20 protein-coding genes are annotated in these 19,335 nt (G+C 63.6%); 7 read left to right on the plus strand and 13 right to left on the minus strand.

Annotated features, from left to right (window positions below):
• Window positions 1-33: 33 nt before the first annotated feature.
• Complete coding sequence (locus A6V37_RS05655; RefSeq protein ID WP_064285845.1) at window positions 34-999, minus strand: methyltransferase domain-containing protein; 966 nt, start codon at window positions 997-999, stop codon at window positions 34-36.
• A gap of 84 nt (window positions 1,000-1,083) precedes the next feature.
• Between A6V37_RS05655 and A6V37_RS05660 the strand changes: the two genes are divergently transcribed.
• Window positions 1,084-1,836: a ComF family protein gene (locus tag A6V37_RS05660; protein ID WP_064266664.1), complete on the plus strand. Its 753-nt coding sequence runs from the start codon at window positions 1,084-1,086 to the stop codon at window positions 1,834-1,836.
• Between the two features lie 18 nt (window positions 1,837-1,854).
• The gene (gene trmL / locus A6V37_RS05665) at window positions 1,855-2,325 is read left to right on the plus strand and encodes a tRNA (uridine(34)/cytosine(34)/5-carboxymethylaminomethyluridine(34)-2'-O)-methyltransferase TrmL (protein ID WP_064266666.1); all 471 of its coding nucleotides are present in this window, start codon (window positions 1,855-1,857) and stop codon (window positions 2,323-2,325) included.
• On the opposite strand, the gene A6V37_RS05670 is transcribed toward trmL, so the two are convergent.
• The 5 genes from A6V37_RS05670 to A6V37_RS05690 all read right to left on the minus strand — a co-directional run bounded on the left by A6V37_RS05670 (window position 2,298) and on the right by A6V37_RS05690 (window position 5,264).
• Entirely contained in the window at window positions 2,298-2,846 is a 549-nt protein-coding gene (locus tag A6V37_RS05670; RefSeq protein WP_064266668.1) for an O-acetyl-ADP-ribose deacetylase, read from the minus strand. The two genes, trmL and A6V37_RS05670, sit on opposite strands and share 28 nt — an antisense overlap.
• 95 nt (window positions 2,847-2,941) lie before the next feature.
• Complete coding sequence (locus tag A6V37_RS05675) at window positions 2,942-3,940, minus strand: NAD(P)H-dependent glycerol-3-phosphate dehydrogenase (protein ID WP_064266670.1); 999 nt, start codon at window positions 3,938-3,940, stop codon at window positions 2,942-2,944.
• 22 nt (window positions 3,941-3,962) lie between these two features.
• Window positions 3,963-4,433, minus strand: coding sequence for a protein-export chaperone SecB (gene secB / locus A6V37_RS05680; protein ID WP_064267168.1), 471 nt, complete (start codon window positions 4,431-4,433; stop codon window positions 3,963-3,965).
• Window positions 4,434-4,581: 148 nt separating this feature from the next.
• Window positions 4,582-4,842, minus strand: coding sequence for a glutaredoxin 3 (gene grxC / locus A6V37_RS05685; RefSeq protein WP_064266672.1), 261 nt, complete (start codon window positions 4,840-4,842; stop codon window positions 4,582-4,584).
• Window positions 4,839-5,264: a rhodanese-like domain-containing protein gene (locus A6V37_RS05690; protein ID WP_064267169.1), complete on the minus strand. Its 426-nt coding sequence runs from the start codon at window positions 5,262-5,264 to the stop codon at window positions 4,839-4,841. The genes grxC and A6V37_RS05690 overlap by 4 nt, the downstream gene beginning before the upstream one ends.
• Window positions 5,265-5,400: 136 nt before the next feature.
• On the opposite strand from A6V37_RS05690, the gene gpmA reads away from it, so the two are divergent.
• From gpmA to A6V37_RS05705, 3 genes are all read left to right on the plus strand, one after another.
• Window positions 5,401-6,147: a 2,3-diphosphoglycerate-dependent phosphoglycerate mutase gene (gene gpmA, locus A6V37_RS05695; RefSeq protein WP_064266674.1), complete on the plus strand. Its 747-nt coding sequence runs from the start codon at window positions 5,401-5,403 to the stop codon at window positions 6,145-6,147.
• Between the two features lie 307 nt (window positions 6,148-6,454).
• Entirely contained in the window at window positions 6,455-8,014 is a 1,560-nt protein-coding gene (locus A6V37_RS05700; RefSeq protein ID WP_064266676.1) for a S41 family peptidase, read from the plus strand.
• A gap of 184 nt (window positions 8,015-8,198) precedes the next feature.
• Window positions 8,199-8,957 (plus strand): HesA/MoeB/ThiF family protein, encoded by a 759-nt coding sequence (locus A6V37_RS05705; RefSeq protein WP_064266678.1) that lies wholly within the window; start codon window positions 8,199-8,201, stop codon window positions 8,955-8,957.
• 73 nt (window positions 8,958-9,030) lie between these two features.
• On the opposite strand, the gene ptsP is transcribed toward A6V37_RS05705, so the two are convergent.
• The 7 genes from ptsP to A6V37_RS05740 all read right to left on the minus strand — a co-directional run bounded on the left by ptsP (window position 9,031) and on the right by A6V37_RS05740 (window position 16,816).
• Window positions 9,031-10,779: a phosphoenolpyruvate--protein phosphotransferase gene (gene ptsP, locus A6V37_RS05710; protein ID WP_064266680.1), complete on the minus strand. Its 1,749-nt coding sequence runs from the start codon at window positions 10,777-10,779 to the stop codon at window positions 9,031-9,033.
• Window positions 10,780-11,081: 302 nt separating this feature from the next.
• Window positions 11,082-11,351, minus strand: coding sequence for an HPr family phosphocarrier protein (locus A6V37_RS05715; RefSeq protein ID WP_064266683.1), 270 nt, complete (start codon window positions 11,349-11,351; stop codon window positions 11,082-11,084).
• 98 nt (window positions 11,352-11,449) lie between these two features.
• Window positions 11,450-11,980, minus strand: a complete 531-nt coding sequence (locus A6V37_RS05720) for a PTS sugar transporter subunit IIA (RefSeq protein WP_064266685.1) — start codon at window positions 11,978-11,980, stop codon at window positions 11,450-11,452.
• A gap of 351 nt (window positions 11,981-12,331) precedes the next feature.
• Window positions 12,332-13,288: a glutathione synthase gene (gshB, locus tag A6V37_RS05725; protein ID WP_064266688.1), complete on the minus strand. Its 957-nt coding sequence runs from the start codon at window positions 13,286-13,288 to the stop codon at window positions 12,332-12,334.
• A 102-nt stretch (window positions 13,289-13,390) separates the two neighbouring features.
• The gene (gshA, locus tag A6V37_RS05730) at window positions 13,391-14,680 is read right to left on the minus strand and encodes a glutamate--cysteine ligase (protein ID WP_064266689.1); all 1,290 of its coding nucleotides are present in this window, start codon (window positions 14,678-14,680) and stop codon (window positions 13,391-13,393) included.
• Window positions 14,681-14,915: 235 nt separating this feature from the next.
• Window positions 14,916-16,433 carry an ammonium transporter gene (locus A6V37_RS05735; RefSeq protein WP_064266690.1) on the minus strand — a complete coding sequence of 506 codons (1,518 nt, stop codon included), beginning with the start codon at window positions 16,431-16,433 and terminating at the stop codon, window positions 14,916-14,918.
• A 44-nt stretch (window positions 16,434-16,477) separates the two neighbouring features.
• Window positions 16,478-16,816, minus strand: a complete 339-nt coding sequence (locus A6V37_RS05740; protein ID WP_006048089.1) for a P-II family nitrogen regulator — start codon at window positions 16,814-16,816, stop codon at window positions 16,478-16,480.
• A gap of 408 nt (window positions 16,817-17,224) precedes the next feature.
• Here A6V37_RS05740 and A6V37_RS05745 point away from each other — a divergent pair, with 408 nt between their 5' ends.
• Window positions 17,225-17,479: an accessory factor UbiK family protein gene (locus tag A6V37_RS05745; RefSeq protein ID WP_064267170.1), complete on the plus strand. Its 255-nt coding sequence runs from the start codon at window positions 17,225-17,227 to the stop codon at window positions 17,477-17,479.
• 121 nt (window positions 17,480-17,600) lie between these two features.
• Window positions 17,601-19,178 (plus strand): YifB family Mg chelatase-like AAA ATPase, encoded by a 1,578-nt coding sequence (locus A6V37_RS05750; RefSeq protein ID WP_064285846.1) that lies wholly within the window; start codon window positions 17,601-17,603, stop codon window positions 19,176-19,178.
• The last annotated feature ends 157 nt before the right edge of the window (window positions 19,179-19,335 follow it).

Here is a 19,335-nt window from a genome sequence, read left to right on the forward strand (position 1 = left end):
AACAGATGTCCTCTTTACCACCTCGCTGATTCCTCACCGGCTCCTCGACGAGCCTCGTCCGATATCCTCGATTCGCACAATGCCATGACCTTCAGCCGTGGTACGCGGCACGGCTTTCCACGCGTGTCCGTAGATCACCTCGAAGGTCAGCGCGATCGTGCCGTCGGCGCGCCGGCGGGCGTCGAGCGCCGCCAGCAAAGCCTTGTGCAGCCTGCGCGCAGCAGCGCTCGACGACCCTTCCCGCTCGAACGGATACGCGCCCCAGCGGCGCACGTCCGCAAGCAGTGACTCGGGTGACTTATAGGTAATGGTGAGGACTTCCTGGTCCATCACGGGGATCTCGAAGCCGCTTTCGACCAGCATGTCGCCAAGATCATGCATGTCGACAAAGTCAATGACATGCTTGCGCGACGCAACGCCATGCGCGGCCTCGATCTCGGCGTAGGCACCGCGCAACTCCTTGAGCGAGTCGGGGCCGAGTGTGCTGAACATCAGCAATCCGTTGACTTTCAGCACGCGCTGCCATTCGGGAAACACAAGATCGGGCCGCGAGTGCCAGTGCAGCGCGAGATTGGACCAGATGAATTCAAAGGCGCCGGCCGAAAACGGCAGCGCCGAAAAGTCAGCTTGCGCGAACCTCGGACCGCGCGCGCCGAGCGCCTTGCCGAGCGTAGCCGGCAGAAAGCGCCGCCAACTCGTGTCACCCGCATCGTGTCGCAGCGCACGCGTGAGCATGCCGTGCGACAGATCGGCGCCGAACACCGGCGCTTCGGGGAAGCGTTCGCGCAACGCGGGGATGTCTTCACCAACGCCGCAACCGGCGTCGAGCACGCTCGCCGGCGTGACTTTGATGTAGTCGAGACGCTCGCGCATGCGCTGCGCGATTTCGCGCGGCAGGAACGCGACTTCGCCGAAGGTCGTGGCCCGCCGGTCGAAGATTCGCCGCAGACGCCGGGAATCATAGGCCGGACGGCCTGTTTGAGCAGAAGTTGGGGGCATGGGTGTCGTACTGGCGTAGAGCACGAAGTATACTCGTTCGCTTCCTTCCATTCAGCGTGGAAGGCCTTTGCGGGCGCTCCAACCATGCCATTCCGGCCATTTTCTTCTTCTTCCGGCGACTCATTCGCGCGTATCAGGCGCGGCGTGTTGCCGAATCTCTGCGCACTGTGCGGCAACTTGTCGCAGGCAACGCTGTGCGCCGGCTGCGCTGAAGCCTACTGGAATGAAAGCCGGCTTCGCTGCACCGTCTGCGCGGTGCCGTTATCGGCAGCGCGGCGAGCGAGGCACGCGCACTACCGGTGCGCGGATTGCATCGGCGAGCCGCCGCCGTTCGACGCGACCTTCGCCCTCGCCGACTACCGGGCACCGCTCGACACCCTGGCGGTCGGCCTGAAATTTCGCGCCCGGCTGATGCTGGCGCGGGAATTCGCCCTGCGCCTCGCGCGTCTCGCGCAAGACGCCCGGCAGGACCGGAGCGAGTGGCCCGAAGTGATCGCACCCGTGCCGCTCGCCAGCCGGCGGCTTACCGAGCGCGGCTATAACCAGGCATGGCAGATTGCCAAACCGCTCGCCCGCGCGCTGCAGGTGCGCAGCGACGCAACCTTGCTGCATCGGGTGATTCATACCGTGCCGCAGTCGCGGCTCGATCTCGACGCACGCCGGCAGAACGTAGGCCGCGCCTTCAAGGTCGCACAACCCGTGCAAGGGCTGCATGTCGGCATCGTCGACGATGTGATGACCACCGGCGCGACGCTCGAGGCGCTGGCGCGCACGCTAAAAGCGGCCGGCGCACGGCGCGTCACCAACTTCGTCGCGCTGCGCACACCCAAAAACTAGTCTCCACCCGACCTCATCATGTTCAACGTCGTTCTAGTAGAACCGGAAATTCCGCCGAATACCGGCAACGTGATCCGCCTGTGCGCCAACACCGGCGCCAAGCTGCATCTGATCGAGCCACTCGGCTTCCCGCTCGACGATGCCAAGTTGCGCCGCGCCGGCCTCGACTATCACGAATATGCGCAGATGAATGTCCACGCCGACTGGGACGCCTTCATCGCCAAAGAATCACCGGACCCGGCACGCATGTTCGCCTTCACCACCCGCGGCGCGGGCCGATTTCACGAGCACGCGTTTCAACCGAACGACTGGTTCGTGTTCGGCGCCGAAACGCGCGGCCTGCCCGATTCGGTGCTCGACCGGTTTGCCAACGAACAGCGCGTGCGGCTGCCCATGCGCCCGGGCAACCGCAGCCTGAATCTGTCGAATACCGTCGCGGTAGTGGTGTTCGAGGCCTGGCGTCAGACCGGCTTCGACGGCGGCGCCTGACGGCGCGTCAATTCGGCCTCGTAGCGGGCGAACATGGCGTCGTCGAAGCAGGCGAACACCACCTGCTCGATCAGCGGCGTGCGCGGCAAGGTGTCGAGCACCGTGCCGACGGCAATCCGCACGGCGTCGTCGGCGGGAAAATGGTAGATTCCGCAACTGATTGCGGGAAACGCGATGCTCCTGCATTGCGCCTCGCGCGCCACCTCGAGCGAGCGCTGGTAGCAGGACGCCAGCAAATCGGCTTCGCCATGCGCACCACCCCGCCAGACCGGGCCGACCGCATGAATCACATGTTTGGCTGGCAGGCGGTAGCCACCGGTCAGCTTCGCGTCGCCGGTCGCGCAGCCGCCAAGCGTCTCGCACTCGCGCACCAGCTCCCTTCCGGCCGCGCGATGAATCGCGCCGTCCACCCCGCCTCCGCCCAATAACGACGTATTCGCAGCGTTGACGATCGCATCCACGGCAAGCGTGGTGATATCGACCACGCGCGCTTCCAGCGTGCAATGATTGAAACTGAGCATGGGAACCTCGCCAATCCGAAGCGTCGATAAAACGTGGACAGCGATAGCAGGCAGCCGTTCAGCGCTTTGCGCGCCAAACGGCTGAAAGACAAGGCTTATTCAGCTTTGGAGTCGCGCCGCAGCAAGGCGCTGACGGCGTCGCGAGGTGCCACGCCGTCGAACAGCACGGCACAGACCGCCTGGGTGATCGGCATTTCAATGGCATGAGCTCGCGCGATGGCGAGAACCGCCTGCGCGCAACGCACGCCTTCGGCCACATGGCCGAGGCCGCCGAGAATATCGTCGAGCGTGCGGCCCGCGGCGAGTTGCAAGCCGACAGTACGATTGCGCGACAGATCACCAGTTGCGGTCAGGATCAGGTCGCCCAAGCCAGTCAAACCGGTGAAGGTTTCCGCCCGCCCGCCGAGCGTCACGCCGAGGCGCGACATTTCGGCGAGGCCGCGCGTAATCAGCGCCGCGCGCGCGTTCAGACCGAGCCCGAGGCCGTCGGCAATACCCGTGGCGATCGCCAGCACGTTTTTCACCGCGCCGCCCACTTCCACGCCGACGACGTCGTCGCCGGTATAAATGCGCATGGCGCCATGATGAAACGCGGCGACCGTGCGCTCGCGGCACGCCGCCGATGCACTCGCGATGGTCAGCGCGACCGGCAGGCCCTGCCCGACTTCGCGCGCGAAGCTCGGACCGGATAGCACGCCGTTGCTGCCGTGCCCCGGCAGTTCAGCCGCGACAACCTGATGCGGCAGCAACTGCGAATCGGCTTCGAACCCTTTGCACAGCCACACCACATGCGCCGGCACCTTGCCGGCATCGCGCATGGCTTGAAACAGCCCGCGCAGTCCGGCCACGGGCGTTGCCACGACGCACAACGCGTTAGCGGCGAGCGCATGGTCGAGCGCCGCGCCCAGATCTGCCTCATAACGAAGCGCCGCCGGCAACGCGACGCCCGCCAGATAGCGGGCGTTTTCGTGCGAAGCGGAGAGTTCGGTAATGAGCGCGGGCTCGCGCGCCCACAAGACCGTGTCGTGCCGTAAGGCCAGATGGCCGGCGAGGGCGGTGCCCCATGCGCCGGCGCCGAGGACAGCAACCTTCATAGCCGGCACTGCGTGCGACACTTTAGTGCGTGACGCCGTTTTGCGCCGCGCCGTCCTGGCTGCCCATTTGCGCGAGACGTTGCTCGTACAGCGCCTGGAAGTTGATTTCGGCGAGGTGGATCGGCGGGAAGCCGGCGCGGGTGATCGCGTCGGCGATGTTCGAGCGCAGGTACGGGAACAGAATGGTCGGGCAGGCAATGCCGACCAGCGGATCGATCTGCTCAGCCGGAATGTTGCGGATGTCGAAAATGCCGGCTTGCTTGGCTTCGATCAGGAAGGCCACCTTGTCCGACACCTTGGCCGTGACGGTGCCCGTCACGAGAATTTCGAACACGGATTCAGCGAGGCGCTCGGCCTTCACGTCGACTTCGACTTCGACCGACGGCATGTCCTGTTCGAGGAAGATGCCCGGCGAATTCGGCTGCTCGAGCGACATGTCCTTCAGGTAGATACGCTGGATGTTGAAGAACGGCTGGTTATTCTCGTCAGACATGATTGAATGATTCCCTGATAGGTATGCATGGCGGCGGCCCATGATTTCATGGGCCGCCAGATCGTTGCGGCGCATTCCCGCCCTTGGGACAGGAATACGCCGGCTTGGTGTTCAACCCGCCCGCTCACGCGCCGGCGGGCGTGAGAATTCAGGCGGCTTCGAGCAGCGGCGTCAAACCGCCCGCACGATCGAGCGCGGAGAGGTCATCGTATCCGCCAACATGCGTCTCGCCGATGAACACTTGCGGCACCGTACGGCGTCCGGTCCGGGTCATCATTTCGTCACGGCGGGTCGGATCCTTGTCGATCAGTACCTTCTCGACGTGCTCGACGCCGCGCGACTTTAAAAGACGTTCGGCCATCTGGCAATACGGGCACACCTGGGTGCTGTACATGATCACTTTGTTCACTTGGCTGCTCCTTGTTTCACAACCGGCATACCGGCTTTCTGCCAGGCGTCGACTCCGCCTTCGAGAACATGGACTTCCGCGTATCCCGCATCCTGCACGATACGCGCTGCCTTGTTCGACTGCTGGCCGGTCTGGCATACCAGCAGCACCGGGTTGCTCTTGTTCTTCACGAGCTGGGCGACTTTCGCCTGCAGCTCCGCGAATTCAAGGTGCCGCGCCGCGGGCAAGTGCCCCTTGGCGAAGTCGGCGGACGGCCGCAGGTCGATGACCGCCGCATTGCGCCGGTTGATCAGCTGGGTGGCTTCAGCGGCCGAGAGGCCGCCGCGGCCGCGCCGGCTGATCGTCGGCCACAGCAGCAACACACCAGAGATGAGGACGATCGCGATCAGTACAAGGTTTGTGTAATCAGTGAAAAACTTCACGGAAAATCCGCCGAAAAAGAGAGAAATCGAAAAGGGCAATCCACCCATTATAAAATAACCGTCTGACGCGATGGCGGCGCTCCTTTAGAGGACCCCCGCAACGCTTACCGCTTCCTCACTACCGACCAGCAATCTCATGTACAAACTCGTTCTCATCCGCCACGGCGAATCGACGTGGAACAAGGAAAACCGCTTCACGGGCTGGGTCGACGTCGACCTCACGGAGCAGGGCAACCGCGAAGCGCAGCACGCGGGCGTGTTGCTGAAGGAATCGGGCTACACATTCGACATCGCCTACACGTCGGTGCTCAAGCGCGCGATCCGCACCCTGTGGCACGTGCAGGACAAGATGGATCTGATGTATCTGCCGGTGGTGCATTCGTGGCGTCTGAACGAACGCCATTACGGCGCTCTGTCGGGCCTGAACAAGGCGGAAACCGCCGCGAAATTCGGCGACGAACAGGTGCTGGTCTGGCGCCGCAGCTACGACACGCCGCCGCCGGCACTCGAGCCGACCGACGAGCGCGCGCCCTACGCCGATCCGCGCTACGCGAAGGTGCCGCGCGAACAGCTGCCGCTCACCGAGTGCCTGAAAGACACGGTCGCACGCGTTCTGCCCTTGTGGAACGAGTCGATTGCGCCGGCCATCAAGTCGGGCCGCAAAGTCGTGATCGCCGCGCACGGCAACTCGATTCGCGCCATGGTGAAGTACCTGGACAATATTTCCGACGAGGACATCGTCGGCCTGAACATTCCGAACGGCGTGCCGCTCGTCTATGAACTCGACGAGAACCTGAAGCCCATCACGCACTACTATCTGGGCGACCAGGAGGCCATTGCCAAGGCGCAGGCCGCGGTCGCCAGCCAGGGCAAGGCAGGCTGATCCTCCTGCCACGCTGCCGCCTCGCGGTGAAAGAGGCCGCGGGGCGGCGGCCAACGGGCCGCGCCGGCCGGTGAAACATACCGGCCGGCGCGGCCCGCTGCATTCTGGCGTGCCTTTTAGCGCCCGCCCTCCGCGTGTTACGGCACATTACTTCGGCGCGACCACCCCAATCCCACGAACCAGACCCGGCCGGTGCTGTCGAATCCCGATTGGCTGCGCTACGCCCTGAGTTGCCGGGTGTGCAGTTATACTTGTCCGTCCCCATCTCTATCGACGCTGCCACGCGCTTCCGACCGCAACAGACTCTATGCGAAAGAACCTGAAAAATATCGGCCTGATTGCCGCGGGCCTTGCTACCGGTGTATTTGCCACCCTGCAACTTTCCGCCTCGGCCCAGCAACCCGCCAGCGCCGCGGTCGCCCCGCTGCCGCTGGACCAGCTCAGGCTCTTTGCCGAAGTGTTCGGGCAAATCAAACACGAGTATGTCGAACCGGTCGACGATAAAAAGCTCCTCACCGCCGCCATCAAGGGCATGGTGTCGAGCCTCGACCCGCACTCGTCCTACCTCGACAAGACCGATTACGAGGAACTGCAGGAGCAGACCAAGGGCCGTTTCGCCGGCCTCGGCATCGAAATTTCGTCGGAAGACGGGCTGATCAAGGTCATTTCGCCGATCGAAGACACGCCCGCGTTCCGCGCCGGCATCCGCCCGGGCGACCTGATCACACGCATCAACGACAAGCCGGTGCGCGGCATGACGCTCGACCAGGCCGTCAAGCAGATGCGCGGCGACCCGGGCACCAAGGTCACGCTCACCATCTTCCGCAAGACCGACGACCGCACGTTCCCGCTCACGGTCACGCGCGCGATCATCAAGGTCCAGTCGGTCAAGATGAAGATCCTCGCGCCGGGTTACGCGTATGTGCGCATCACCAGCTTCCAGGAACGCACCACGCCTGATCTCGCCGCGAAGCTGCAGGACATCGCGCGTCAGCAGCCGAATCTGAAGGGCCTCGTGCTCGACCTGCGCAATAACGGCGGCGGTCTGCTGCAAAGCGCGGTCGGCGTGGCCGGCGCGTTCCTGCCGCCGGATTCGGTGGTGGTGTCCACCAACGGCCAGATTCCGGACTCGAAGCAGGTCTATCGCGACACTTACGACAACTACCGCCTGCAATCCTTCGACAGCGATCCGCTGAAAGACGAAGCGCCGATCTTCAAGACGGTGCCGATGATCGTGCTGACCAACGCGTATTCCGCGTCGGCGTCGGAAATCGTCGCGGGTGCGCTGCAGGACCAGCATCGCGCGCTGATCGTCGGCAAGACCACCTTCGGCAAGGGTTCCGTGCAGACCGTGCGCCCCATGACGGCCGACACCGCGCTGCGCTTGACCACGGCGTATTACTACACGCCGAGCGGCCGTTCGATCCAGAACAAGGGCATCCGTCCTGATATCGCGGTCGACCAGTACGCTGAAGGCGATCCGGACGACGCACTCGTCACCCGCGAAGTCGACTACTCGAATCACCTTGCGAACACGCAGGATCCGAACGAGAAGAAGGAAGCGGAACAGCGCGAACAGGAACGCATGGACCAGTTGCGCCAGCTTGAAGAGCAGAACGACAAGAAGACGCCGGAACAGCGTCAGAAGGATCGTGAGCGCAAGCCGGTGGAATTCGGTTCGACCGACGACTTCATGCTGCAACAGGCGCTGAACAAGCTGGAAGGCAAGCCGGTGCAGGAATCGAAGTCGCTGACCGAGCGTCGTCTCGCGCAGAACAAGCCGGAGACGTCGGCGTCCGCGCCGGTCTCGGTCAAGGCGACGCAACCGGTACCGGGTGCATCGGCGCCGGCAGCGCCGGCCAAGTAAGCACTCAGCTCTGACGGGTCTTCGCGGCGCCACAGCCTGCGAAGACCCGCGCGGCGGCCGGCACGCGCCGGCCTATTCGCCAGCTTCGACAGTTCCTTTGCGCGATTAGAATAAGCACAACGACAGCGCGCGCGGCAGACTCGCCTTCTGCCTTCCATCGCGCGACACACTTACGCGCCTCGCCATGAACGACGATCAACTCCTCCGCTATTCCCGCCACATCCTCGTCGACGAAATCGGCATCGAGGCACAGCAGCGCTTTATCGATGCTCACGCCATCATTGTCGGCGCGGGCGGACTGGGCTCGCCCGCTGCGCTGTACCTGGCGGCGGCCGGCGTCGGCCGGTTGACGCTGGTCGATGCCGATACGGTCGACCTGACCAATCTGCAGCGGCAGATCCTGCACGTGACCGCGTCCGTCGGGCGCAAGAAGGTGGAGTCCGGGCGCGACGCGATCGCACAGATCAATCCCGAGGTGACGGTAAATGCGGTGGCCGAGCGTGTCGACGACGCGTGGCTTGATCGCGAGGTGCCGCATGCCACCGTCGTGCTCGATTGCACGGATAACTTCGCGACGCGCCACGCGATCAACCGGGCGTGCGTGAAGCATGGCGTGCCGCTGGTGTCGGGTGCGGCGTTGCGCTTCGACGGCCAGATCAGCACCTTCGATTTCCGCGACGAAAGCTCACCCTGCTACGCGTGCGTGTTTCCCGAAGACCAGCCGTTCGAGGAAGTCGCGTGTTCGACCATGGGCGTGTTCGCACCCACCGTCGGCATTGTCGGTTCGATGCAGGCCGCCGAAGCGCTCAAGGTAATTGGCGCAATCGGTACGCCCTTGCTGGGGCGCCTGATGATGCTCGATTCGCTGCGAATGGAATGGAACACCATGCGCATTGCGCGCCAGCCGGATTGCCCGGTGTGCGGGCAAGCGCACCCGTCTTGATGCTTGCCGTTCGCTGAAAAAGAAACGCCGCACAATGTGCGGCGTTTCTTTTGAAACAAGCCAGGCTAACAGTTCAGATCAGCGCGACCCGTTTGAGCGCCGCCTGCACCTCTTCCGGTTCGAACGAAGCCAGCACGTCGGCCACCGGCTTCTCCAGCGTCTTCAGATGCGAGCGCAGGATTTCCTGCTTGACCTCCAGCAACTGGCTCGGATGCATGGAAAACTCAGTGAGGCCCATGCCGAGCAACAGGCGCGTCAACGCCGGATCCCCCGCCATCTCGCCGCACACCGACACCGGCACCCCTGCCCGCTTCGCCTCGCGCAGCGTGAACGCGATCAGATGCAGCACCGCCGGATGCAGCGGATCGTACAGATGCGCGACCGAGTTGTCCGCGCGGTCGATTGCCAGCGTGTACTGGATCAGGTCGTTCGTGCCGATAGACAGAAAATCGAGCCGCTTCAGGAACAGCGGCAACGCGATGGCGGCCGCCGGAATCTCGATCATTGCGCCGACCTGCACGTTGGGATCGTAGGCGATGCCCGCGTCGTCGAGTTGACGCTTGGCCTCGCGAATCAGATCCAGCGTCTGGTCGATTTCCTGCGCATGCGCGAGCATGGGGATCAGAATCTTCACCTTGCCGAACGCCGACGCGCGCAGAATGGCCCGCAATTGCGTGAGGAACATCTGCGGCTCGGAAAGGCTCCAGCGAATCGCCCGCAATCCCAGGGCCGGGTTCGCGGCGGTTTCGTAGCCGTCACCCGCGTTCATGGCATCGAGCGGCTTGTCGGCGCCCACGTCGATGGTGCGGATCGTGACCGGCAAACCGTTCATCAGCTCGACCGCACGACGATACGCGCCGAACTGTTCCTCCTCTTCCGGCAGATGATGCTTGTGATTCATGAACAGGAACTCGGTGCGGAAGAGGCCCACGCCGGTCGCGCCCGAGTCGATCGCGGCGCGCGCGTCTTCCGGCAACTCGATGTTCGCGCACAGTTCGATGCGAGTGCCGCACAGCGTTTGCGTGGGCGAAAATTTCAGCCGCTGCAGCTTGCGCTGTTCGAGCGCTTTTTCGCTCTGCCGGTACGAGTACTCCTCCAGCACGATCGGCGCGGGATCGACGATCACAATGCCGTGGTCGCCGTCGACGATGATCAGGTCGTCCTGACGGATCAGCGCACTCGCGTGCTGCACGCCAACCGCGGCTGGAATGCCGAGGCTGCGAGCAACGATCGCCGTGTGCGAGGTGCGGCCGCCGAGATCCGTGACGAACCCCTGAAACGTCTGCGTCTTGAACTGCATCATGTCGGCCGGCGCGATGTCGTGCGCGACCACGATCATCTCGTCGCACGCGCCATGCACGCCGTCCACCAGCGCCCCCGAAGCGCCTGCCAGCGCCTTCAATATGCGCTCCACCACCTGTTCAATGTCGGCCTTGCGCTCGCGCAGGTATTCGTCTTCGATATCGTCGAAATGGCGCGACAGGCGCTCGAGTTGTTCGGTCAGCGCCCACTCCACGTTGTAGCGGCGCGTGCGAATCAGGTCGAAGGTCTCCTGCACGAGCATTGCATCGTTCAGGATCATTGAATGAACGTCGATGAACGCGCCCATTTCACTGGGTGCGTCTGCGGCAAGATCGGCGCGCAGCGATTCGAGCTCGTAGTGCACGTGCTGCTGGGCCGCGCGAAAGCGCTCGATCTCGCCCTCGATCTGGGCGTGTTCGATCAGATAGTGGTCTACGTCGAGTGCGGCCGGGGCGATCAGATAAGCCCGCCCGATGGCGATACCGCGTGACACGGGAATTCCATGCAGCGTGAAGGACACGCGCACCTCCTCTAGTTGTGTGATGCCGCGGCAAACCGCTGCAATGCTCTCAGACACTCTTGCTCATTATAAATTCCGCGCCCGTCGCAGGTGCGCCGCGGCTATGTGCACCGCAGCACGAAATGCCGTAAGCACCCGGGCAACACGACGTCGCCCGCCTTGCATTCCAGCAATCCACTCCCCCGCCTGCGAATCCCGACACGCGCGCCCTCACGCGCGTGACACCGGCCATTGTCACGCGCTAAAAAAAACGCCGCGGACAGCCGCGGCGTTGATGCTCATCGCAACGTGAACGCGCAATTTCACTGACCCTCGCCGAATTTATCGGCAATCAGTTTCAGCAATGCGTCCATCGCTGCTTTTTCGTCTTCGCCATCTGTTTCGATCAGCACCGTGCTGCCAATACCCGCCGCCAGCATCATCACACCCATGATGCTTTTGGCGTTGATACGGCGGCCATTGCGGCTCATCCAGATTTCCGCCTGATAGTTGCCCGCGAGTTGCGTCAACTTGGCCGACGCGCGCGCGTGCAGCCCCAGCTTGTTCACAATAGTCGTTTCCTGTTGCAGCATGTGATGGTCCGAAGCGCGGGTAAATGTTGTCGTGAAAGGTGAAACTGCCAACCAGTTGCAATACGTTTGAAGCCTTCGTTCGCTATCCAGGCTGACCACTACAAGCCAGCCGAGTCGGCCTTCTGTGTCAGATCGGCATCTGCCGGCAAGGCGGGCAGACAATCGCCGCCGCACGCCGCATCGGGCGGCAAAGCCGGCAAGCAGTCGCCCGACTCCGTAGCGGGCGCGACAGGCGCCGGCGTAGCGGGTCCGATTGCATGCACGCCCTTGGTCCCGCCGCCGAGTGCCTTGTCGACCAGCGTGTCGAGCGGCGTGGCGCGATAACAGACCGCGCGCACCAGCATCGGCAAGTTGACGCCGCACAGCACGCGCACATCCGGCACGGAAGCAAGCCGGCCCGCGATATTCGCCGGCGTGGCGCCGAACATATCCGTCAGCACGAGCGCGCCGTTTTCTTCCTTGAGGCGCTCGATTTCCGAGTTCGCAAAAGCAACCTGTTGTACGGGATCGCAATCCGGCGATACGTCGATCACGCCGATACGCGCCGGCAAGCCACCGTAGATGTGCGAAATACAATCGCGCAACGCGGTGGCGAGGGGAGCGTGCGCAATGATCAGAATGCCTGCCATGTCAGCCTTACTGCAAAAGAACGGCCCCGAACCGTGGACCGGGACAAAGCCCGGTTCGCAAGCGCCTTCGACCGGCCGTGGGCCATGAGGGCGGGAACACATCACCTGGCGAGCGGGCCGCCGCGCACGGCATAGCACCGGCGCTGGCGAAAAACTGCTCGCTTACAGTCCGCAATCCATTTCCATGGCATCTGTCAGGTGCTATGGATTCGGCTTGGCGCGGAAGAGCAGGCATTGTAGCAGCCCATTTTCACGCCAGAGCGTGGGTTCCGCGCGCTGCAGATTCAATCCACAGTTTGGGGGGCCCGGCGGACATTCAAGGGCATGTATCAGGCCGCGCCGAAGCCGCCTTCAACCGGCCGCGCGCTCCAGCGCGTCGATGAACATCGCGGCAACGTCGAAGCCGGTCTGATCCATGATCTCGCGGAAACATGTCGGGCTCGTCACATTGACCTCGGTCAGCCAGTCGCCGATCGCATCCAGTCCGACCAGCAGCAAACCGCGTGCGGCGAGCACCGGCGCGAGCGTATCGGCGATCTTGCGATCATGCTCGGTCAGCGGACGGGCCACACCGAGGCCACCGGCCGCGAGATTGCCGCGCACTTCATTACCCTGAGGAATACGCGCGAGCGAAAATGGCACGGCTTCGCCGCCGATCAGCAAGATGCGCTTGTCACCCTCCTTGATTTCGGGAATGAATTTTTGCGCCATCACCGAACGCGCGCCGTCGTGGCTCAGCATTTCGATGATCGAGCCCAGATTCATGCCGTCCGCCTTGACGCGGAACACGCCCATGCCGCCCATGCCGTCGAGCGGCTTCAGGATCACGTCGCCGTGCTGTTCATGGAACGCGCGCAGGCGGGTCGCGTCGCGCGTGACCAGCGTGGGGGCGACGAACTGCGCGAACTCGCCGATCGCCAGCTTTTCCGAGTGATCGCGAATCGCCTGCGGCTTGTTGAAGATGCGCGCGCCGCCGCGTTCGGCGATTTCCAGCAGCCACGTCGACGTGACATATTCCATGTCGAAGGGCGGGTCTTTGCGTATCACCACCGCGCTGAAGCTCTTGAGCGAGCGCGGTGCCGCGGGTTCGGCGTCGTACCAGACGTCGCGATGCAGATCCGTCACGTCGCCGGTAATCGCAAAGCGCTGCACGTTCGCCTCGACGTCGCCGCCCGTCCACGCCAGATGCTTCGGCTCGCACGCGTACACCACGTGACCGCGGCGCGCCGCTTCGGCCATCATCGCGTAGGTCGAGTCTTTGTAGATCTTGAAGTGCGAGAGCGGGTCGGCGATGAAAAGAATGTCCATGAAGGTCCCGATGCGCCCTGACGGGCTTGGCATTGATCGTAAATAGTGTCGTTGAAAATGGCGCTGGCGGCACGCATGCCGCCAGCGGCCACTCGAGGCGGCTTAAACCTGAATCGCTTCCGGATCGGTCTTTTCCAGTTCCACCGACGCGGCCAGCAGCCCGAGGCGCGCCACCACGCCGTACATATAGAAGCGGTTCGGCGGCGCCGCGCCGGGCTTGGCGTGGGCGTCCGGCAGCGCCGTATGCTCGAAGCCGAGCGGCACGAAGTGCATGCCCGGTGCGTTCAGATTCTGATCGCGCTCGCGGCCGCCATGCACGCGGTAGAAGCCTCCCACCACGTAGCGGTCGATCATGTACACGACCGGCTCGGCGACTTCTTCGCCGATGCGCTCGAAGGTGTACACGCCTTCCTGCACGATCACGTCATGCACTTCGAGGCCGTCTTTGGTGGTGGCCATTTTCGCGCGTTCGCGCTTGGTGAGCGCGGCCACTTCCGACGCGTCGTGCACGGTCATCACGCCCATGCCGTAGGTACCCGCGTCCGACTTGATAACGACATACGGTTTCTCGGAAATACCGTACTCGCGATACTTTCGCGCGATCTTCTTCAGGACGCCGTCGATCGCCTCCGTCAACGCTTCCTCGCCGGTGCGCGCCTGGAAATCGACGCCTTCGACATGCGCGAAGTACGGATTGATCATCCACGGATCGATTTCGACCATCTTCGCGAACTTTTTCGCAACGTCGTCGTAGCAGGAGAAATGCGTCGATTTGCGGCGCACGGCCCAGCCGGCATGCAACGGCGGCAACAGATACTGCTCGTGCAGATTTTCGAGGATGGGCGGAATGCCGCCCGACAGATCGTTATTCAGCAGAATCGAGCACGGGTCGAAATTCTTCAGACCAAGGCGCCGCGGCGAACGCTCGAGCGGCTCGAGCACGAGTTTCTGGCCGTCGGAAAGCGCAATCGTGACCGGTCCGTTGATGTTTTCGTCGAGCGTGCCGAAGCGCACGTTCAAGCCGGCCTGGCGCATGATCGCGGCCAGCCGGGCGACATTCTCCAGATAGAACGCATTGCGCGTATGGCGCTCGGGAATCACCAGCAGGTTCTTGGCATCCGGGCAGATCTTCTCGATCGAGGCCATGGCGGCCTGCACGGCGAGCGGCAACACTTCTTGCGGCAGGTTGTTGAACGCGCCGGGGAACAGATTGGTGTCGACCGGGGCGAGCTTGAATCCCGCATTACGCAGATCGACGGAACAATAGAACGGCGGCGTGTGCTCCTGCCATTCGAGCCGGAACCAACGTTCGATTGCGGGCGTGGCGTCGAGGATCTTCCGCTCAAGATCGAGCAGCGGGCCGTTTAACGCCGTAACTAGGTGCGGAACCATTGATCACTCGCAGACTGGAGAAAAAAGATTGTAGAGCAAATGCTTTGTCCATTTGGGGACGGTTTCTCCATTCGCAAGCGGACGCGAATGCATTCTCGCTATCGCCATGATAGGCGCGGAAATCTGCCGTTTACAAGATGGCGCGCAAGAAAAAGCCCGCCATGAAGGCGGGCCAAAGTCGCTGCGCTTGATTGTGATCGTGGGAGCCCGTGAACACGGGCTCGCGCGGGTTTGCTTACTCGACGTGTTCGCCGTGCAGAACCACGTCCAGACCTTCGCGTTCCTCTTCTTCCGTCACGCGCAGGCCCATCACCATGTCGATGACCTTCAGCAGGATGTAGCTCACCACGCCGCTGTAGACCAGCGTCGTCAGCACGCCCTTAGCTTGCAGGATGACGCTGCCGTCCGCGCCGCCAATGTCCTTGACCGCGAACACACCGGTCAGCAGAGCGCCGAGGATACCGCCCACGCAGTGCACGCCGAACGCGTCGAGCGAGTCGTCGTAACCGAGCTTGTGCTTGAGCCACGTTGCCGACCAGAAGCAGACCACGCCGGCGGCGATACCGATCACCAGCGAACCCGTCATGCCGACGAAGCCCGAAGCCGGCGTAATCGCCACCAGACCTGCCACAGCGCCCGATACGATACCGAGCACCGACGGCTTACCCTTGGTTGCCCATTCGGCGAACATCCAGCCGAGTGCCGCTGCTGCCGTTGCCACTTGCGTGGCGAACATCGCGAAACCGGCACGGCCGTCTGCCGCCACCGCCGAACCCGCGTTGAAACCGAACCAGCCCACCCACAGCATCGCGCCACCGATCAGCGTGAGCGTCAGGTTGTGCGGCGCCATTGCTTCCTTGCCGTAGCCGACGCGCTTGCCGAGCACCAGTGCGCAAACCAGAGCCGCAATACCGGCGTTGATGTGCACCACCGTGCCGCCCGCGAAGTCGAGGATGCCCGCGCTAGCCAGCCAGCCGGTCGGTTCCCACACCATGTGCGCGATCGGCGAGTAGACGATGATCGACCACAGCGTCATGAACACGAGCATCGCCGAGAACTTCATGCGGTCGGCAAACGCACCCGTGATCAGCGCCGGGGTGATGATCGCGAACGTCATCTGATAGACGCAGTAGACCGTTTCCGGGATGGTCGGCGCGAGGTGGCTGACGGTCAGCGTCGTCGCCTTGTCGCCGTGAATGTAGTTCATGCCCGACATGAAGAAGCGCGACAGGCCGCCGATGAACGAGCCACCCGGCGTGAACGCGAGGCTGTAGCCAATCACAACCCAGATGATCGACACGAGGCAGGTGATCGCGAAGCTTTGCATCAGGATCGCGAGCACGCTCTTCTTGCGGACCATGCCGCCGTAGAACAGCGCCAGACCCGGGATCGTCATGAACAGCACGAGCGCGGTGGAGGTCAGCATCCAGGCGGTGTCGCCCGAATTGATCTTCGACGAGTCGACCGAGAACGGCGCGGTCGGGGCGGCCGGTGCGGCGGCAGCGGATGCGGCCGATGCATCAGGTGCGGCGGCGGCGCTGGCAGCCGGCGCGGCGGACGCGTCAGCAGCCGGTGCCGAAGCGGCGGCGGCAGCCGGAGCAGCCGAAGCGTCCGGTGCCGGTGCGCTCGCCGTCGCAGCGGGAGCAGCAGCCGAGGCGGCGGCGGGGGCGGAAGCGTCGTCCGCGAGGGCGGCGCCGATACCGCCCGCGAGCAGCGAACCGGCCATCAGCAAGGACATCATTAGTTTGCGCATCTTTCGTTTCCTCTTGTCGCTATCTGTGTCGCTATCTTTTGGTATTACAGAGCGTCCGCGCCGGTCTCTCCGGTGCGAATCCGAATCACCTGTTCGATGGGGGTGACGAAAATCTTGCCGTCGCCGATCTTGCCGGTGCGTGCCGCGCGTTCGAGCGCCTCGATCGCCTGGTCGACGATGTCGTCCGAGACTGCCGCCTCGATCTTCACCTTCGGCAGGAAATCGACGACGTATTCAGCGCCGCGATACAGCTCCGTGTGGCCTTTCTGGCGACCGAAGCCCTTGACTTCCGTCACCGTGATGCCCGAGACGCCGATGGCCGACAAGGCTTCGCGCGCCTCATCGAGCTTGAACGGCTTGATGATTGCGGTAATGAGTTTCATGAAATTCCTCGCTTAGTTGCGTAACCCGTTGCGTAACCCGTTTGCCTTACCCGTTTGCGTACCTGTAACCCGTTCGCGTGGTCTCGTTCCGCAGCCGGCAACCAGGTGCCGACAGCGCGCGGGGCAGTAACAGCAACTCGCGTGCCATGTTGTGTCAGACTCCGCATCGCGGGCATGGCACAAGGGGCTCAAGCCACCCTGGCCGGAAGGCCAGCGTTGGCGTGGCACGCTGGCGCGGCGTTTGGATCGTTGCTAGAGTGTTCGCAGCTTTTGGACATACGGACGCGCACCAAAGGGGCTCATGCGGCAACGGCACCCAACGAGACATGCACCAACACAGCCCATGCGCCGAAACGAAGCACAGCCGCAATGAAACATGCACATTATTTGTGCACCAAGGGGAACACCATGAAACAACCGAACGATGTTTTTAACGACTTTCAGGCCCGCATGAGCGATCTGCTCAAGAATTCGCCGGCCAAAGATGTCGAACGCAACGTGAAAGCCATGCTGTCGCAGGGTTTTTCGAAGCTCGATCTGGTCACGCGCGAGGAATTCGATACGCAGACTCAAGTGCTGGTGCGCACCCGCGCCCGCCTGGAAGAGCTGGAGCGCCGCGTCGCCGAACTCGAACAGAAGCTGCCGGTTACGCAAACGCCGTAACGAGCTGCTCGCGGCGTATTAGCCGCGTTGTGCTGCACATCACAGGCAAGCGAGCCGTGACGTCATCAGCGTTTTAGGGGATTTGCACGCGCCCTCGGCGCGCCGTCCGACGGGAGAAAACATGTCGCTTGCCGTGGTGCGCAGTCGCGCGCCGGCCTCTGGCCGCGCGCCCGAAGTAACCGTCGAGGTCCACCTCGCGAACGGATTGCCGTCTTTTTCGATCGTCGGCCTGCCTGATCTGGAAGTACGCGAAGGCCGCGAGCGCGTGCGCGCGGCGCTGCAGAACTGCAACTTCGATTTCCCGGTCAGGCGCATTACGGTCAACCTCGCTCCCGCCGATCTACCCAAGGAATCAGGCCGCTTCGATCTGCCGATCGCTTTGGGCATTCTCGCGGCGAGCGGACAGATTCCCGCCGAAGCCTTGCAGCACCGTGAATTCGCCGGCGAACTCTCCTTGACTGGCGCGCTGCGGCCCATGCGCGGCGCCTTCGCCATGGCCTGCGGCACGGCGCGCAGCGGCGCCGCCCCTTCTTCGATTCCGGACGAACCGTTGCCAGGTGAGACGGCGGCTCATCGCACGCCGCAGTTGTACCTGCCCGCCGCGAGCGCGGCAGAGGCAGCGCTCGTGCCCGGCGTCGACGTCTACGGCGCCGCCGATCTGCCGTCGCTGTGCGCTCATCTGGCGGGCGCTCCCGATGCGCGCCTCCATCCCGTCGCCGCACCCGATCTGGCCGACAGCGCGGCGGACGCCGTGCCGGACATGAGCGACGTCATCGGCCAGCGCGGCGCGCGCCGCGCGCTCGAAGTGGCGGCGGCAGGCGGCCATCACGTGTTGCTTGTCGGGCCGCCCGGCGCGGGCAAGTCGATGCTCGCAGCCCGCCTGCCGGGACTGCTGCCGGCCATGACCGACGAGGAAGCGCTCAGCTCCGCCGCCCTGCTGTCCGCCAGCCGCGCCGGTTTCTCGCCGTCGCAATGGCGCCGGCGGCCGTTTCGCGCGCCGCATCATTCGTCGAGCGCGGCGGCGCTGGTGGGCGGACGAAACCCGCCGCAGCCGGGTGAAATCACGCTGGCGCATCTGGGTGTGCTGTTCCTCGACGAATTGCCCGAATTCGACCGCGATGTCCTCGAAACGCTGCGTGAGCCGCTGGAAGCCGGCCGCATCACGATTTCACGCGCCGCCTTGCAGGCGGATTTCCCGGCGGCCTGTCAGCTGATTGCCGCCATGAACCCGTGCCCATGCGGATGGCGCGGCGACCCCAATGGCCGCTGCCGCTGCACGCCAGAGATCGCAGCGCGCTATCTGCGCAAGCTGTCCGGGCCCTTGCTCGACCGCATCGACATTCAACTCGAGATTCCGGCGCTCACGCCCGCGGAACTGTCCGCCCGCTCATCCGCGTCTGGCGAAACCAGCGCGTTGATTGCCGCACGGGTGAGCCGCGCACGCGAACGGCAATTGAGCCGTCAGGGCAAAACCAACCGGGAACTGGGTGGCCGGGAAGTTGACGAGGTCTGCCGTCCCGATAGTGCGGGCGAATCCTTGTTGCGCGAAGCCGGCGAACGCTTTGGCTGGTCGGCGCGCGCGTACTACCGGGTTCTCAAGGTGGCGCGCAGCATCGCCGACCTCGCCGGCGCGGCCATGCCGAGCGCCGCGCAGATTGGCGAGGCGATTCAATATCGCCGGGCTTTTGGGTCCCTATAAAGCGAAAAATGCCCTGTCAAGACTTGACTTATGCACATCCACGCGCTCCAGACAGATTTTGAAACAACTGAAAGGTCGATTGTGGCCTGCACTCAAAAGGCGTTGATTTGATTGACTTTTTTTAAACTTTCCGAGCGGACGAAAACTAACAGAACGC

The sequence above is a fragment of the Paraburkholderia ginsengiterrae genome, assembly GCF_001645125.1.
Taxonomy (GTDB): domain Bacteria; phylum Pseudomonadota; class Gammaproteobacteria; order Burkholderiales; family Burkholderiaceae; genus Paraburkholderia; species Paraburkholderia ginsengiterrae.